This window comes from Pseudonocardia cypriaca, from assembly GCF_006717045.1.
GTDB classification, from domain to species: Bacteria; Actinomycetota; Actinomycetes; order Mycobacteriales; family Pseudonocardiaceae; genus Pseudonocardia; species Pseudonocardia cypriaca.
The window spans coordinates 366,189-381,827 of the sequence record NZ_VFPH01000002.1; the positions used below are offsets into that span (position 1 = coordinate 366,189).

18 protein-coding genes are annotated in these 15,639 nt (G+C 72.7%); 11 read left to right on the plus strand and 7 right to left on the minus strand.

Going from position 1 to position 15,639, the window contains the following annotated elements:
• Nucleotides 1-5 precede the first annotated feature (5 nt).
• Complete coding sequence (locus FB388_RS19400) at nucleotides 6-680, plus strand: GntR family transcriptional regulator (protein ID WP_142103611.1); 675 nt, start codon at nucleotides 6-8, stop codon at nucleotides 678-680.
• Between the two features lie 62 nt (nucleotides 681-742).
• Here FB388_RS19400 and FB388_RS19405 read toward each other — a convergent pair whose 3' ends face one another.
• Together FB388_RS19405 and FB388_RS19410 are read right to left on the minus strand one after the other, a co-directional pair.
• Complete coding sequence (locus FB388_RS19405; RefSeq protein WP_142103612.1) at nucleotides 743-1,243, minus strand: hypothetical protein; 501 nt, start codon at nucleotides 1,241-1,243, stop codon at nucleotides 743-745.
• Between the two features lie 10 nt (nucleotides 1,244-1,253).
• Entirely contained in the window at nucleotides 1,254-1,670 is a 417-nt protein-coding gene (locus FB388_RS19410; RefSeq protein ID WP_142103613.1) for a hypothetical protein, read from the minus strand.
• Nucleotides 1,671-1,798: 128 nt separating this feature from the next.
• Here FB388_RS19410 and FB388_RS19415 point away from each other — a divergent pair, with 128 nt between their 5' ends.
• The 3 genes from FB388_RS19415 to FB388_RS19425 are packed head-to-tail and all read left to right on the plus strand — an operon-like array spanning nucleotide 1,799 to nucleotide 3,296.
• Nucleotides 1,799-2,455: an RraA family protein gene (locus tag FB388_RS19415; RefSeq protein ID WP_246122191.1), complete on the plus strand. Its 657-nt coding sequence runs from the start codon at nucleotides 1,799-1,801 to the stop codon at nucleotides 2,453-2,455.
• Nucleotides 2,436-2,639, plus strand: coding sequence for a hypothetical protein (locus FB388_RS19420; RefSeq protein ID WP_211362388.1), 204 nt, complete (start codon nucleotides 2,436-2,438; stop codon nucleotides 2,637-2,639). The genes FB388_RS19415 and FB388_RS19420 overlap by 20 nt, the downstream gene beginning before the upstream one ends.
• A 42-nt stretch (nucleotides 2,640-2,681) precedes the next feature.
• Nucleotides 2,682-3,296: a TetR/AcrR family transcriptional regulator gene (locus FB388_RS19425; protein ID WP_142103615.1), complete on the plus strand. Its 615-nt coding sequence runs from the start codon at nucleotides 2,682-2,684 to the stop codon at nucleotides 3,294-3,296.
• Nucleotides 3,297-3,318: 22 nt separating this feature from the next.
• Here FB388_RS19425 and FB388_RS19430 read toward each other — a convergent pair whose 3' ends face one another.
• The gene (locus tag FB388_RS19430) at nucleotides 3,319-4,497 is read right to left on the minus strand and encodes an FAD-dependent monooxygenase (protein WP_142103616.1); all 1,179 of its coding nucleotides are present in this window, start codon (nucleotides 4,495-4,497) and stop codon (nucleotides 3,319-3,321) included.
• A 34-nt stretch (nucleotides 4,498-4,531) separates the two neighbouring features.
• Complete coding sequence (locus tag FB388_RS19435; protein WP_211362109.1) at nucleotides 4,532-5,494, minus strand: zinc-binding alcohol dehydrogenase family protein; 963 nt, start codon at nucleotides 5,492-5,494, stop codon at nucleotides 4,532-4,534.
• 69 nt (nucleotides 5,495-5,563) lie between these two features.
• On the opposite strand from FB388_RS19435, the gene FB388_RS19440 reads away from it, so the two are divergent.
• From FB388_RS19440 to FB388_RS19470, 7 genes are read left to right on the plus strand one after another with little or no spacing between them, the layout of a single operon-like run.
• On the plus strand, nucleotides 5,564-6,202 hold the full coding sequence (locus FB388_RS19440; RefSeq protein WP_142103617.1) for a TetR/AcrR family transcriptional regulator C-terminal domain-containing protein: 639 nt from the start codon (nucleotides 5,564-5,566) through the stop codon (nucleotides 6,200-6,202).
• 5 nt (nucleotides 6,203-6,207) lie between these two features.
• Nucleotides 6,208-6,894, plus strand: a complete 687-nt coding sequence (locus FB388_RS19445) for a response regulator transcription factor (protein ID WP_142103618.1) — start codon at nucleotides 6,208-6,210, stop codon at nucleotides 6,892-6,894.
• Nucleotides 6,891-8,324, plus strand: a complete 1,434-nt coding sequence (locus FB388_RS19450) for a HAMP domain-containing sensor histidine kinase (RefSeq protein WP_142103619.1) — start codon at nucleotides 6,891-6,893, stop codon at nucleotides 8,322-8,324. The genes FB388_RS19445 and FB388_RS19450 overlap by 4 nt, the downstream gene beginning before the upstream one ends.
• Nucleotides 8,325-8,349: 25 nt before the next feature.
• Nucleotides 8,350-10,917, plus strand: a complete 2,568-nt coding sequence (locus tag FB388_RS19455) for an HAD-IC family P-type ATPase (RefSeq protein ID WP_246122193.1) — start codon at nucleotides 8,350-8,352, stop codon at nucleotides 10,915-10,917.
• Complete coding sequence (locus FB388_RS19460) at nucleotides 10,914-11,528, plus strand: DedA family protein (protein WP_142103621.1); 615 nt, start codon at nucleotides 10,914-10,916, stop codon at nucleotides 11,526-11,528. The genes FB388_RS19455 and FB388_RS19460 overlap by 4 nt, the downstream gene beginning before the upstream one ends.
• 55 nt (nucleotides 11,529-11,583) lie before the next feature.
• A complete protein-coding gene (locus FB388_RS19465; RefSeq protein WP_170225737.1) occupies nucleotides 11,584-12,426 on the plus strand; it encodes an alpha/beta fold hydrolase in 843 nt (280 codons plus the stop codon).
• Nucleotides 12,427-12,480: 54 nt separating this feature from the next.
• Nucleotides 12,481-13,302: an SAM-dependent methyltransferase gene (locus FB388_RS19470; protein ID WP_142103623.1), complete on the plus strand. Its 822-nt coding sequence runs from the start codon at nucleotides 12,481-12,483 to the stop codon at nucleotides 13,300-13,302.
• A 50-nt stretch (nucleotides 13,303-13,352) separates the two neighbouring features.
• Here the strand turns inward: FB388_RS19470 and FB388_RS19475 are convergent, their stop codons facing one another.
• The 3 genes from FB388_RS19475 to FB388_RS19485 all read right to left on the minus strand — a co-directional run bounded on the left by FB388_RS19475 (nucleotide 13,353) and on the right by FB388_RS19485 (nucleotide 15,626).
• Entirely contained in the window at nucleotides 13,353-14,204 is an 852-nt protein-coding gene (locus FB388_RS19475) for an alpha/beta fold hydrolase (protein ID WP_246122583.1), read from the minus strand.
• Between the two features lie 121 nt (nucleotides 14,205-14,325).
• Nucleotides 14,326-15,186: an NAD-dependent epimerase/dehydratase family protein gene (locus tag FB388_RS19480; protein WP_142103625.1), complete on the minus strand. Its 861-nt coding sequence runs from the start codon at nucleotides 15,184-15,186 to the stop codon at nucleotides 14,326-14,328.
• Nucleotides 15,183-15,626 carry a nuclear transport factor 2 family protein gene (locus tag FB388_RS19485; RefSeq protein ID WP_142103626.1) on the minus strand — a complete coding sequence of 148 codons (444 nt, stop codon included), beginning with the start codon at nucleotides 15,624-15,626 and terminating at the stop codon, nucleotides 15,183-15,185. Before FB388_RS19485 ends, FB388_RS19480 begins: the two co-directional genes overlap by 4 nt.
• Between the last annotated feature and the right edge of the window lie 13 nt (nucleotides 15,627-15,639).

The window sequence follows — 15,639 nt, forward strand, 5'->3', positions numbered from 1 at the left end:
GCTCGATGCCGGGCAAGCGGGATCGCGGTTCGACGACCAAGGCCGAAGAGGCCTTCACCGCGATCCGACGGCAGATCGAACGGGGGCAGCTCCCCGGCGGCGCGAAGCTGACCCTGCAGAGCCTTTCGGACGAGATGCAGATGAGCCTGACGCCCATCCGCGAAGCGCTGCGGATGCTCCAGGCGCACGGTCTCGTCGAGTACCGCCCCCACCACGGACACGTCGTCACCCGTTACTCGATCCCCCGCGCCGAGGAGATCTACCTGCTCCGCGAGACGCTCGAGCCGCTGGCGACCCGCCTCGCGGCGCAGCGGGCGTCCGAGCGGGAGCTCGAGGAGATCCGCGGGCTGCACGAGGAGTTCCGCGCCGCCGCCGAGAAGGAGGACGGTGAGCAGGGGGTGATCGTCGACCTCAACGCGCTGTGGCACCGGGCCGTGTACGAGGCCGCCCATTCCGGGTTCCTCGACGACTTCATCGACCGGCTCTGGACGGGCGTGCCGTACCAGGCGATCTGGTTCATCCACCGCCGCCACCGCTCGGTGCTCGACCACTCGGCGGTCACCGAGGCGCTGCTCGCGCACGAGGCCGACGCAGCGGGCTCGGCGATGCTCAACCACATCGAGCGGGGCAAGAAGGCCACGATCGAGCACCTGCGCGCCATCGGTGCTCCCGAGACCTGACGCTCGTAGGTGCCGGCCACGGACCGCGGAGGGCCGGCACCCTTGCCGAACGGGTGGCGCGGTCAGACGCCGCGGGTCCAGAACTCCTGCGCCGACCCCGTGAACGGCGTCGGGTCGCCTGCGAGGAAGAACTCGTCCCACGCCGGTCCGTCGGAGAGCTCCCAGTGCTCCACAGCCAGTCCGTCCACGAAACGCCACGCGCCCATGCCGACGCGCGTCCAGCTCCATTCACCGCGTGACGTGCGGAAGGTCCCGTGGATGACGCCGTAGTGGTCGTCGGCGAGGATCTGGTCGATCTCGAGGGGTTGGACGTTGGCGTCGGCGAGACTCGCCCGCCGCTCGACGTAGCGGCGCAGGAAGTCCATTCCCCCGGTCGCCGCCAGGCGCACGCCACCGGTGTGGATCACCATGTCCGGAGACATCCGCTCCATCACCTCGATGACGTGCTCCTGTTGCCGCCGGAGCCGCTCGTCCTCGCTGAGCCTCGGATCGGTCGCGATCGCCGCACCGCCCCGGTACATCGCGGCCAGCCACAGGGCGTTCGGATGACTGTCGGACAGCATGACCTCTCCTCTACTTCACGCTGTGGGGACGCGAGGTCGTGCCACGGCCGTTGGTCTGGTGCGGGAGCGGACCCGCGCTGGGCGACTCCTCGCTGACCAACTCGACGATGTAGTGCGTCACCGGGTGGTCCTCGAGGTTGCGGATCCGGTGCGGCGGCAACGGGCCGTCACGTCCGACGGTCCTGAAGAAGGCGAAGCCACGCTCCGCCTCCTGCGCCACTCGCCAGTCGGTCTCCCCGTACTCCTGGCCCTGCGACCTGCCCGGCTCCGGCCACAGGACGAGGTGGTCGAAGTGGTGCTGGTGGAACTCGCAGGCCTCGCCGCCCTCGAGGGTCATCGCCCACACCCGCACCCGGTCGTTCGCGAACACCAGCTCGTTGCCGGGGTCCGACGAGAAGCTCGGAGGGACGGGGCCGGATCGAGACATCGAGGACTCCTCCTGATCGGGGGGCGGCGCGTGGAGCGGGCCGGCCGCGCGTCGAGGCCCGTTGCGATTGAACCATAGTACTCTCTCATCTGAGAATGTCGTCTCACTCGAGAATGAGGTCGCTCATCGTGTTCATCTCCGCAGTCACGGACAACCTGTCCGTCACCGCCGGCTGGGAGCGCACGGCGCCGGACGACATCCGCCGCCTCGGCGAGGTGCCCACCGCCAACGTCGGCGACGCCCTTGCCCGGATGACCGTGATCGACGGGATCCGCCTGGTCACCGAGCGCTGCGAGCTCCTCGGCAACGCCCTGACCGTCGACGTCCGGGCGGGGGACAACCTCGCCATCCACCGGGCGCTGGACGACGCGCATCCCGGCGATGTGCTCGTCGTCAACGGGCACGGGGACACCACCCGCGCGCTGATCGGCGACCTGATCGGCGAGATCATGATCTCGGCCGGGGTCACGGGCGCGGTCATCGACGGGGCGGTGCGGGACGTGCGGGCCCTGTCGGAGCTGGGCCTCACCGTCTACGCCCGTGCGGTCACCCCGGCCGGTCCGTTCAAGGACGGTCCCGGCTCGATCGGTGTCCCGGTGGCGGTGGGAGGCGTGGTCGTCGCACCCGGTGATGTGATCGTCGGGGACGCCGACGGCGTCGTCGTCGTGCCACGGCGCCGGGTCGAGGAGGTCCTCGGCTCGGTCGACGGCATCGTCGCGAAGGAAGAGGCCCTGCGGCAGGCCGTCCTCGCCGCTCGGAGCGGCCGTGCGGCGACCGGTCGATGACGCCTCTACCCGGGTCGCCCGCGAGCTCGCCGAGCGGGGCGTGCTGGTTCGCGCCGGCGCCGAGTGCGGGCCCTCGGGCGAGGGGCACGTGCGGATCTCGTTCGCCGCTTCGGAGGACGACCTGCGCACCGGGCCGGCTCGCATCGTCCGTTACGTCGAGGACCAACTCGAATATCTCAAATGAGATATCGTTCCCAGCGGGTCATGGCGAGTCCGAGGAGATCGAGTGAGCGGTCAGCAGGCGTCGCAGGAAGCGCGCAGGCTGCGCAGCGACACCCGCCGCAACCGACGACGGCTCCTCGAGGCAGCCGGCCAGATCGCCAGGGAGTCGCCGGACCAGCTGACCATGAAGGACGTCGCGAACCGCGCCGAGATCGGACCGGCAACGGCCTACCGCTACTACTCCACGATGGACGACGTCCTGGCGGCGTACGTGCTCGGCGTCGTGGAGGAGCTGCGGGACTTCAGCGCCTCCTGCAGCGCCGCGGGCCGCCCGCTGTTCGACGCGGTCGTCGACCGGTGGCTCGACCTGCTGGCCGAGCACGGTCCGGTGATGGTCCAGCTCCGCTCCCGGCGCGGCTTCCTCGAACGGCTCCACGACGGCAACGAGACGATCGTCGCGGTCCGGGACGCCTGGAGCCGTCCCGTCGAGGGGCTACTGGCCGATCTCGGACTCCCGGCGCAGATGCTCGAGCACGCGTTGTTCCTCCACAACATGATGTACGACCCGCGGGAGATCCACGACCTCCTCCAGGAGACCGGCATGTCCCGCCGCGAGGTCGTCGTCCGCCTGACCGAGGCCTACCTCGGCGCGCTACGCGGGTGGGTGAGGGCGGGCTGACCGCTCGCCCCCCATCCCGAGATCATCCGACCGGAACGCTCCCCCGCCGTCGCTGCCGTGCCTTGATGGCGAGACGCAGCACCACCGAGCGAAGTGCCTCGACGGGACGGCTCGACGGCACGAACATCTGCTGCTTCAACCGTGCGATCCGCTGGTGCTTCGTGATGAAGGGGCGCAGCCGCGACTCCCAGGCGGACAGTGCGGCGTCGAGGTCGTCCGGGTTGTCCCGCAGCGCCCTGCCCAGCTCGGCGCCACCTCGGAGGGCGGATGTCGCCCCCATCCCCGAGTAGAGGTTCGGACACCACGCCGCGTCGCCGAGGAGCACGACCCGTCCGCTGCTCCACCGGGGCATCTTCACCTGGTGCACCGAGTCGAACAGGAACTCGGGAGCCTCCTCCAGCGAGTCGAGGGCGTGCCGCACCACGGGGTCGTCCATGCCGGAGAAGACGGTGCGCAGGCGCTGGACCGGAGATCCGGTGAACTGGCCGGCGACGTCATCGGTGCGGTAGGTCAGCAGGACGGTCGGGGCCCGGTCGGCCAACCCGAACACCCACACGGCACGGCCCGAGCGGGCGCTGATGATGCTGTCCGCCGCGGCGAAGGAGGGCACCTGCTCGGGGAGCTGGAACGCGCAGATCATCGCGTTCCACGTCGTCATGTAGTCCTCGTGCGGGCCGAAGACCATCCGGCGGACGTTCGACCGCAGCCCGTCCGCGCCGACGACCAGGTCGACGCTCTCCCGGTACTGCGCGCCGGTACGGGCATCCGCGAGCAGCACCTGGACGTCCACGCCGGTGTCGACGATCTCGACGGGCGTCGTCTCGAACCGCACCTCGACCGGTTCGGCACCCGCTCCGTCCCCGGAGACGGCCTGCCAGAGCGCGGCTTCGACGTCCCCGCGGAGCACTGCTGCGGGATCGCCCGGCTGGTGCAGGAACCCCATACCCGGCTCACGGGTCCCACGACGGGTCAGCGACCACGCGTTCCCGCCATCGGGTGGGTTGCGGGTGTGCAGGTGGCCGTCGATGCCCAGGTCGACCGCCGCCTGCCGCCCCTCCGGCATCAGCCCGACGAAGTAGCCACCCCGTCGGCGCTCCGGCGCCCGCTCGATGATCACCGGCGTCCATCCGGCCTGCCGGAGCCCGATCGCGGCGGCCATGCCGGCGATCCCCAGCCCGATGACCAAGGCTCTCTTCTGCACGGTGCCCTCCTCGTTGTGTCTCGAACCGGCGCGATCAGTCCGGGACGACGACGGCTCGGGTGCGTCCCTGGTGCGCCCACGCCTCGCCGATGCGGCTGAGCGGGTAGGCGGTGTACGGCGCGTCGAAGGTGCCGTCGGCGAATCGGGCCAGGACCTCGGGAACCTCCGCGATCATCTGCGCCTTCGAGACCGAGCCGACACCGCTCCCGGTCACCCGGATCCGCCTGCTGCGCAGCAGCGCGGCGGGCAGGGCCGCCTCGGTTCCGGCGAGCGAGCCGATCTGCACGTACGCGACGTCGGAGGTCTCGTCGTCGCTCGGGCCCGTGCCCGCCAGCGCGGCGAAGGCGGCCTCGGCGACGGGGCCCCACACGAAGTCGAGCACGAGTGCGGGCGGCGCCTGGGCGACGGCAGCTCCGAGGGCGGCCGCCCACGCGGCAGGCTCGCGGTGCGCGAGCGGAACGGTCGCGACGTCGACACCGTGCAGCCGCTCCAGCGCCTCGTGGTCGCGGCCGCTCGCGATGACCCGGTCAGCGCCGAGGGCCAGCGCCGCCCGCACGGCCAGGCTGCCCGACATGCCGGTCGCCCCGAGCACCAGCACGGTGCCGAGCGCGCCCACCTCCTTGCGGCGGGCGATGAGCGGCATCCAGCCCGACATGCCCGGGTTCATGCCGGCGGCCACCGCGAGCGGATCGGCCCCGGCGGGCAGCTCCACGTCGAACGGCGTGACCATGCGTTCGGCCATCGTGCCCCACGGCGACCGGGGAAGGCCCGTGTAGACGAGGCGCCCGTCGCGGGTCCGGGCCACGGCGTCGATCCCCGGCACGAGCGGGAACGCCCTGTTGCTGCCGTAGTGGCGGGCGGAGGCGAGCCCCCGGACGACGTGGTGCAGACCGGCACCCACCAGCTGCAGCGGCTCCCGGTCGGGGTGCTGCTGCGGGTCCGGGAACTCCGCGTAGACGGGTGTCGCGTCCGGGGTGCCGACGACTGCAGCGCGCATCAAAGACTCCTTAACTAAGTTCAGCTCTGCCGGTACCCACCGTGCCTGAACTTTGTTAAGGTGTCAAGCATGGCGAAGGGCATCTCCCGGGAACGGATCGTGGCTGCGGCGCTCGAGCTGCTCGACGAGAAGGGCATGGACGCCCTCACCGTCCGTGCGCTCGCTGCCCGGCTCGGCGTGCAGGCCCCCGCGCTGTACTGGCACGTGCGCAACAAGCAGGAGCTGCTCGACGAGATGGCCACCGTCGTCATGCGCCGCGTCACGGGCGCCATGTCGGAGATCCCTCCCGGCGGCGGCTGGCAGGCCGACCTCGCCGCCTACGCCCGCGTCCTGCGCGCGGAGTACCTGCTCCACCGCGACGGGGCCCGCATCTTCAGCGGCACGCGCATCTCCGACCCCGAGGTGGTGCGGGCGAAGGAGCCATGGCTCGCACGCCTGACCGAGGCCGGGTTCACCCTCGCCGGGGCGGACGACGCCACCGATCTGGTCACCGCGTTCGTGGTCGGCTTCGTCATCGAGGAACAGGAGCGGGGGCAGTCAGCGGAGACCGACCCCGGGAGGTACTCGCTCACCGGGCGCGACGCATGGCTGGGCGAGGACGCCGAACTGGTCAAAGCTGCCGGGCACCTGCGCGACGACGGTGACCAGCGGTTCGAACGGCATCTCGGCATCGTTCTCGACGGGCTCGCAGCCCGGCTGGGCAGCTGACGGCCATGGCCTACACCGTGCTCGTCGCCGACGACGACCGCGCGATCCGCGAGTCACTCGGCCGGGCGCTCGAGCTCGAGGGATACCGCGTGGTCGGGGTCGACGACGGCGTGCAGGCGCTGACCCGTGCTCGTCGTGAAGCCTTCGACGTGCTCGTCCTGGACGTGATGATGCCCGGCCTCGACGGGCTCGGGGTCTGCCGGGTCCTGCGCGCGGACGGGAGCCGGGTCCCGGTGCTGATGCTCACAGCGCGGGTCGAGACGCCGGATCGGGTGCTCGGTCTCGACGCGGGCGCCGACGACTACCTGCCGAAGCCCTTCGAGCTCGACGAGCTACTGGCCCGGCTGCGGGCGCTACTGCGCCGGGCCGCCCCGCCGGACGGGGAGCGCGAGCCCAGCCTGTCGGTCGGCGACCTGCGACTGGATCCGGCGGCCCGGCGCGTGTGGTGGGCGGCCACCGAGCTGACGCTGACCAAGACCGAGTTCGACCTGCTCGAACTGCTCATGCGCAACGCGGGGGTCGTGCTCGAGCACACCCAGGTCTACGAGCGGATCTGGGGCTACGACTTCGGCGTCGACTCGAAGAACCTGGCCGTCTACATCGGGTACGTGCGGCGCAAGCTGGCCGCCGCGGGCGCCCCGCCCGTGATCCGGACGATCCGCGGGGTCGGCTACACGGTGCGCCGGTCGTGAACCTCGGGACCCGGCTCGCGCTGGCCTTCGCCGCCGTCGCCGCCGCCGTCGCCGCAACGGTCGGGGTACTCGCGTTCTACTCGGCGGTCGACCGCGTCGACGGCGAGGTGGACCGCGCCCTGCAGACCGCAGCGACCGCGGTCGTCGACGGGTACGAGGATGTGCTCCACGCCCCGGTCGCCGAACTCCCCGATGGCTCGCCGGACGGGGGCGACGACCGGTCCCGGCCGCTGATCGCGCAGCGCATCGCACCCGATGGCACCGTCACGCCTCTCGGTGGGCGGCCGGTGACCCTCCCCGTCGGACCCGCGGACCGCGCGCTGGCCTCCGGAACCGTGCGGGGCGCGACGAGAACCACCGAGGTGGCCGTCGGCGACGCCAGTCACGTCGTGGCCTACCGGGTGCTGACCACTGCCCTCGGCGGGGGGCGCGGAGCGGTGCAGGTCGGCATCGACATCAACCTGTCCCGGCAGGTGCTGAGCGGGCTCGCGAAGGAGGTCACCCTTCTCGCCCTGCTGGTGACGGTGGTCGCGGCGGGGCTCGGCTGGCTACTGGCGCGCCGGATCGCCCGGCGGCTGGTCCGGCTGACCGCGATCGCCGAGGACGTCAGCGCGGCGGGATCGGGGGGCGGCGACGTGCCGGTGGAAGGGCGCGACGAGGTGGCCCGGCTGTCGTCCTCGTTCAACACGATGCTGCGACGGCTCGCGGAGTCGCGAGAAGCGCAGGAGCGGCTGATCCAGGACGCCGCGCACGAGCTCCGCACCCCGCTGACGAGCCTGCGCACCAACGCCCGCGTCCTGCGCCGCCTCGACCGGCTCGACCCGAGGTCGCGCGAACGGCTGCTCGCCGACGTCGAAGGCGAGACCCGGGAGCTGTCCCACCTGGTCGAGGAGCTGATCACCCTGGCACTGGCCCGTGGCACGGACGAGGAGGAGGACGACGTCCAGCTCGCCGCGGTCGTCCGAGCGGCCGCCGACCGGACCCGGCGGCGGACCGGACGGGTGATCGGCATCGACTCCGACCACACCTGGGTGCGCGGGCGGCGTCAGGCGCTGGAACGTGCGGTCGGGAACCTGCTGGAGAACGCGGCCAAGTTCGACACCGGCGGTACCGGGCCGATCGACATCTGGGCGCGCCGAGGCACGATCACCGTCTCGGACCGCGGCCCGGGGCTCGCGGCCGGCGACGTCCACCGGGTCTTCGACCGGTTCTACCGGGCGGACGCCGCGCGATCGCTGCCCGGCTCGGGACTCGGTCTGGCCATCGTCGCCGACATCGCCCATGCGCACGACGGCACGGCGTTCGCGCGCAACCGGCCGGGTGGCGGCGCCGCGATCGGGATCGAGATCGGCGCGAGCCGTCTCTTACCGGATTCCGACCCGCATCATGATCACGGTTCACCGGTGCCCGAGACAGTGGTGTGGAGCTGATCCCCCGCGCCATCCAGGAGTGCCCGTGCCCGCCCCCGCTCCCCCTCTCGAGGACTCCCCCGCCCGGCCGACCACGACGAGCGCACCCGGGACCGGGCTGACCGCCGCCCAGGTGGCCGAGCAGCGCCGTGCAGGTGCCACCAACGCCCCGGTGACGGGCACCACCCGCAGCTACGCGGGGATCGTGCGGACGCACGTCCTCTCCACCTACACCACGATCCTGTTCTCGATCGGTGTCGTACTGCTCGTACTGGCCCGCCCGGGCGACGCCCTGACCAGCGTCGGGATCGGCCTGGTCAACGCGCTGATCGGGGCGGCGCAGGAGTGCCGCGCCAAGCGCAAGCTGGACCGGCTCGCACTGCTGGACGACGCCGCCGTCCCGGTCCTCCGCGACGGCGCCGAGGTCGTCGTCCCCAAAGCAGAGGTCGTCCGCGGCGACCTGGTGCGCGTGCGCGCCGGTAGGCAGATCGTCGTCGACGGGCCGCTGGTCGCGGGGCACGTCGAGGCCGACGAGTCGCTGCTGACCGGCGAGTCGGACCCGGTCGCCCACGGCGTCGGCGAGACCCTGCTGTCGGGCAGCCACTGCGTCGCCGGGAACGGATGGCAGCGCGCCGAGCTCGTCGGCGCACGGAGTCACGCGGGCCGGCTCACCGTCGAGGCGCGGACGCTCGCGGTCGAGCGCACGCCGCTGCAGCGCCAGATCGACGGCGTCGTCCGCCTGACCATGGTCCTCACCGTCGCCCTCAGCGTGATGGTGCTGGGGCAGGCCGTCCTCGGGGGAGAGTCGTTCCTCGGCATCGTGCAGATCACCGCGGTGCTCGTCGGACTGGTGCCCTACGGGCTGTTCTTCCTCGTCGCCGTCGCCTACGTCCGGGGGGCGACCCGCATCGCGCCGCACGGCGCCCTGGTGCAGCAGGTGAACGCCGTCGAGTCGCTCAGCCACGTCGACGTCGTCTGCACCGACAAGACCGGCACCCTGACGACGGGCCGGCTGACGGTCTCGGAGCTCCGGCCGCTCGGGAACGACCGCTCGCTCGACCTGCGCGCCGTGATCGCCGGCTACGCGGCCTCGGTGACCCACCCGAACCTCACCTGCACCGCGCTGGCGGCCGAGCTTCCCGGCGAGGCGTGGCCGCTGCGCGACGAGATCGCCTTCACCTCGTCGCTCCGCTGGTCCGGGCAGGTCACCCGGGACGGAGCGGCGTGGGTCCTCGGCGCACCGGAGGTGCTCACCCCGCACCTGGTCGCGGAGATCGACGACGAGGTCGTCGCGGACCGCGCGAACCGCGGGCTGCGGGTCCTGCTGCTGGCGCGGGCCACGCGCCGGGGTGCGCCGCTGCGCGACGACGACGGCCGGCCCGCACTACCTGCCTTGGCGCCGGTGGCGCTGGTCGTACTCGCCGACGAGCTGCGCGGCGAGGTCGTGGAGAGCGTTCGCCGCTTCCGCGAGAAGGGGGTGGCGATCACGGTGCTCTCCGGCGACGACCCGCGCACGGTCGCGGCGCTGGCGACCCGGGCCGGGATCGAGGCCGACACCCCGGTCGCCGGCCCGGTCCTCGACACCCTCGACGACGACGCGCTCGACGATCTGGTGGACCGCACCACCGTGTACGGGCGGGTCACGCCGGAGCAGAAGGAGCGGGTCGTCGCCGCGCTGCGCCGCCGCGGGCACCACGTCGCGATGCTGGGCGACGGCGTCAACGACGCACGCGCGTTGAAGCGGGCGCACGTCGGCGTCGCGATGCGCTCCGGCAGCCCCGTCACCCGCGACGTCGCCGACATCGTGCTGGTCGACGACTCGTTCGCCGCGTTGCTGCCCGCCCGCACCGAGGGCCGTCGGATCATCGACGGGCTCTCGACCTCGCTGTACGTGTTCCTGCCCCGGGTCGCCGTGCAGGCACTGGTCATCCTGATCACTGCGGCGCTGGGGCTTGCGTTCCCCTACACCCCCGCCCAGGGTGGTCTGACCGCGCTGACGGTGGGGATCCCGGCGCTGTGCCTGACGATGTGGGCGCGCCCGACCGCCCCCGACCCGCACCTCCTCAGCAGGCTCGCCCGCTTCGTCGCCCCGGTGGCCGTCGTCACCGCGGCGTTCGGCACGCTCGTCTACGCGGTGCTCCTCGCCTGGCTCCCGGCCAGGCTCGGCACGGGCGCGACGGCGGCGGGCGAGTTCGCGAGCTTCGAGGCCGGCACCGGTGTGTCCCGGGGCGAGCCCCGGTTCGTCGAGGCCGCGGCCACCCTCGGTGCGCAGACCGGCATGTCCGCCTTCGTCACGCTCGCGTCGTTCCTGCTGCTGCTCTTCCTGAAGCCGCCACACCGGTTCTTCGCGGCGTGGACCGCGCCGGTCCCCGACCGGCGGCCCGCCTGGCTCACCGCCCTGCTCACGGTGACGTTCCTGATCGTGGCGGCGGTGCCGGTGCTCTCGTCCTCCTTCGGTCTCGCGGTCGTGCCCGAGGTGTTCGTGATCGCCGTACCCGCGGTGCTCGGCTGGTACGTGGTGCTCGGGGCCGCCTTCCGCTTCCGCCTCGTCGACCGGCTGGTCGGGCTCGTCCCGCGGCAGCCGCGACGTACCGCCGACCCGGCCACGCGGTGACGGGCGTCGAGGCCGCGGTCATCACGGCACTGGCCGACGATCCGCTGCGGGCGGTGCTCCTCGTCGTGGTCGGCGCCCTGCTGGAAGGTCCGGTCGTGACGGTCGCGGCGGCTGCCCTGGCCGGCGCGGGCGTGCTGACGTGGTGGAGCGTGTGGCTGGCCGCCGTCTCGGCCGACGTCATCGCGGACACGCTGCTCTACGCGCTGGGCCGGCACGGCGACCGGGGCCGGCCGCGGCGGGTGCTGGCGCGACTCGGGCTGACCGACGAGCGCCGCGACACGCTCACCGGCGAGGTCCACGCGCACCTGCCCCGGGTCGTCATCGCCGCCAAGCTCGTCGACCTCGGCGCGGTACCGGCGTTCCTCGCGGCCGGGCTCGCCGGGGTGGGCCTCCGGCACTTCCTCGCGTGGGTGGTCCCCACCACGATGGTGCGGTCGGGCGTCCTGGTCGGCATCGGGTTCCTCGCAGGCGACCGGTTCTCCGAGGACCTGACCACGCGCCCGTGGCTGCTCGCCGTCGGGGGCCTCGCCACCGGAGCAGTGCTGCTCGCCGGTCGGGCGGTGGTCACCCGGCTCACGACGCGGAGCCACCAGTGGTCGACAGCCCGATGAGAAATAGGCTCGGTGAGGGGCCGGAACACCGGTGGACCGAACAGAGGGGCGCCGGGTGGAGCAGCAGCTGAGCCGGAAGATCAACGGGCAGCAGATCGCCTACCTGGAGAGCGACGCCGACGACGGCAACCACGACGGTCGTGCGGTCATCTTCGTTCACGGCAACTCGTCTTCGGCCAGGACCTGGCTCCCGGTGATGACCGGCGAACTCGGCCGGCGGTTCCGCTGCCTCGCGCTGGATCTGCCGGGCCACGGGCAGTCGGAGCCGGCCGGGGACCTCGATGACTACTCGCTGCCCGGACACGCGGCCGTGCTCACCGGCTTCGCGCAGGAGCTCGATGCCCGCGATGCGATCATCGTCGGCTGGAGCATGGGCGGGCAGATCGCCCTGGAGGCCGCGCCGATGTTGCCGGACGCGAGCGGCTTCGTCATCTTCGGCGCGGCGCCGGTCGCGTCACCTGCACAGTTGGCGGAGGCGTTCCTGCCGAACCCGGCGATGGGCGCCCTCTTCAGCGCGCACGTCACCGAAGCCGAGGCGGCGCTGGCCGCGGAGAGGTTCACCGCGCCCGGTTCACCACTCGACACAGGCGAGTTCGTGTCCGACATCCTGGCCACCGACGGCGCAGCGCGCACCGGGCTGCAGTCCAGTGTCGGGGCGGCCCGGTTCGCCGACGAGATCGCGATCGTTGCGGAGCTCCGCCGGCCGCTGGCCATCGTGCAGGGCGGCGACGAGCAGCTGGTCAGCCTCGACTACCTGCGAAAGCTGGACGTCCCTTCGCTGTGGCGCGGCGAGGTCCAGGTGATCCCGGGCGCCGGACACGCTCCCCACCAAGAGGCACCCCAGCAGTTCGCCGCCCTGCTGGCGGAGTTCATCGGCGATCTCGACCACGGACGGTGAGCGGCACGTCGCCCGCGGAACCGGCCGGTCACCTGGACGTGGCATCCTCCCGGCATGAGTGACGACGAGGTCCGGGGCACCGGCATCGACACGAGCGTCCCGCACTCGGCGCGCATCTGGAACTACTGGCTCGGCGGCAAGGACAACTACGCCGTCGACCGCGCGGCGGGCGACGAGTTCGTGAAGGTGATGCCGGACATCCTGACCGCGGCCCGTGAGACGCGCGCGTTCCTGATGCGCGCGGTCGGCTACCTCGCCGGCGAGGCGGGCGTCCGTCAGTTCCTCGACGTCGGCACGGGCCTGCCCACGGCCAACAACACCCACGAGGTCGCCCAGGCCGTGGCGCCGGATGCGAACGTGGTCTACGTCGACAACGACCCGCTGGTACTGGCCCACGCCCGGGCGCTGCTGACGAGCACGCCGCAGGGGCGCACCCGCTACCTGGACGCCGACATGAACGATCCGCAGACCGTGCTCCGCGGCGCGTCCGAGGTGATCGACCTCGACCGGCCGGTGGCCGTGCTGTTCTTCGGCGTCCTCGGCCACGTCGCCGACACCGCCCACGCCCGGGGCCTGGTGCAGTCGCTGCTCGCAGCGGTGCCCTCCGGCAGCTACCTCGCCCTCTCCGACGGCGTGCCCACCGAGCAGGCCACTGCCGCGCACGACCAGTACGCCGAGACCGGCGCGGTGCCGTACCAGCTCCGCACGCCCGACGAGCTGCGCAGCTTCTTCGACGGCCTGGAGTTCGTCGAGCCCGGTTTCGGGCCGGTTCCGCTGTGGCGACCCGAGCTCGCCGCCACCCCCGACGTGCCGGTCATCGGGCAGCCGGCAGCGGTGCCGGACGCTCCCTGGGGCGGCGTCGCCCGCAAGCCCTGATCGCGAGCGGCTTCCTCGGCCACGAAGTGATCTCGTGGCCGGTTGGCCGGTCACGCGAGCCGGGCGATCTCCTCGGCCACCCGTACCGGCCGGTGCGCGTGGAGATCGTGGTCGCCGCCGCGGAACTCCACGAGCTCCGCGTCGGCCAGGGCGGTGACCGCCTCGGTGAGCTGTTCGCGTTTCCGGGCCGGGGTGGCGTCGCCGGTCGCCGCGAGCAGCAGCACGCTGCAGCGCACCGACGGGTAGAGCGTCCGCGGCCGGTGCCGGAGCAGGCTGCCGATGATCGCGCGGTGCCGCTCGCGCTCCAGCCGCGGCGTCACACTGCCGTCGGCGCGCTCGCGGAGGTTGCCCAGCACCCCTTCGACGGCCGCGTCCGACCAGTCCGGGTGGCCTGCGTGCAAGCTGGCGCGCACCGCCGCCGAGGTCACGCCGTCGAACCGCGGTGGCGCCAGCACGGACCACGCGGCGTCGAGGTCGGGGAACTGGTCACCGAGGTGCAACCACCCACCGTCGACGAGCGCGAGCCCGTGCACGAGCCCGGGACGGTCGGCGGCGAGCTGGAGCGCGATGTTGCCACCCCATGCGTGCCCGGCGACGACGGGCGCGCTCCACCCGAGGTCCGCGCAGGCCGCGGCGAGGTCCTCGGCGGCCAACCGGGTGGGGTCGGTCGGAGCCGCGTCGAGGTCGTCGGTGTCCGTGTCCGGGACGTCCTCGGACGAACCATGACCGCGCAGGTCCACTGCGAGCACCGGGTGCCCCGCCTCGGCGAGCCTCGCGGCGACGCCGTCCCACAGCTGGGCGTTGGACGACAGGCCGTGCACCAACAGCACCGGCCGGCCACCGCCACCGCGCCAGGAGCGCGCGCCCAGCCCCGCCGGTCCGACCTTGACGACCTCGGGCATCAGCACCTGGAGAGCCTAGGGGCGGCCGGGCGGAACCGGTTCGCCGCGGCTCCTTTCGGGACCGACCGTCATCCTCGACGCCCGACCCGCGTGCCCGGCCGGGTTGGCCACGAGGTGCCGGTCAACCCTCGCCGACGCTCGCCCACTCGTGGGCGTGGTCCCGGACGAACTCGGCGAAGGTGCGGGGCGGGCGGCCGGTCAGGTCCAGCACCGCGGTGCTGACCTGCTCTTCCCGACCGGCCTCGATGTCGGTCTCCACGGCGGCGAGGGCAGCCGCGAACGCGGCCGGCATGCCGGCGGCCCGGTAGTTGCCTGCCAGCTCGTCGGCCCGAATGTGTCGCACCCGGATCGGCCGTCCGGTGCGGGCCGTGATGATGGCCGCCGCGTCCCCGTAGCTCAGCGCCCTCGGGCCGGTGAGCAGGTAGTCGGGCGCGACGTCGCGGTTGCCGTCGGGTTCGGTCAGCAGCGCGAAGGCGGTGGCCGCGATGTCCCGCGCGTCGATCCAGCCCAGCCGACCGGCACCCGCGGCGGTGTGGATCTCGCCGTGCCGCCGGATCCGCTCGCCCAGTGGGTGTGCGCCCAGGAAGTTCTGCATGAACCCCGACGGGCGCAGCACCACCCACCCGGGCCGGCTCCGCACCCGTGCGGCCAGTTCCAGCGCGCCGGGTGCGTTCGGCAGCACGATGGCGGAGCCGAGCAGCACCACACGGCGCACACCGAGGCGTTCGGCCTCGGCGAGGAACGGTCCGACCAGCGGCATCGGATCCACGGTGAGCAGCGGAGGCACCAGGTAGACCCGGTCCATCCCGCGCAGCGCAGTGGGATGGCTCGCCGGGTCATCCCAGTCGAACCGGGTGGCGTCCGGATCGCCGGCCGACGGGTTGCGGCTCGCCACCCGGACCGGTACTCCGCTCCCACGCAACAGCTCGGCCAGGGCGCTCCCCGTCTTCCCGGTGCCGCCGGTGACGAGCACGCCGGTCATCGGGTGTCCCCCGGGCGCAGCGAGCCGAGCAGGTCGGGCAGCGTGCCGGCGGCCGAGGCAGCGGCCAGCGGGTTCCAGTAGTCCCGGTAGTGGACGATCTGGCCGTTCCGGACGGTGATCACCGCGATGTAGTCCAACCGGTAGGGCTCGCCGGTGCGCACCGTGCGCCCGTGCGCGGTGAACTCCACGATGACGGTGTCCGGTTGTCGCGTGTGGTGCACGGTGACCACCGGAACGGAATGCACGTCCATGAGGTCCGGATAGCCGGCCAGGTAGTCACGGACGGCCTCGCGCCCGGCCAGCCGCCGGGGCGCGGTGCCCTCGGCGAACGGGAACTCGGCCGTGCCGTCTTCCGCCCACAGGTCTGCTACGGCGTCCATGTCCTTCTTCAACAGCAGGTCCAGCAGCAGGCGGAACGTCTCTTCGGATGTGCGTGGCACGGCGGTCCTTCGA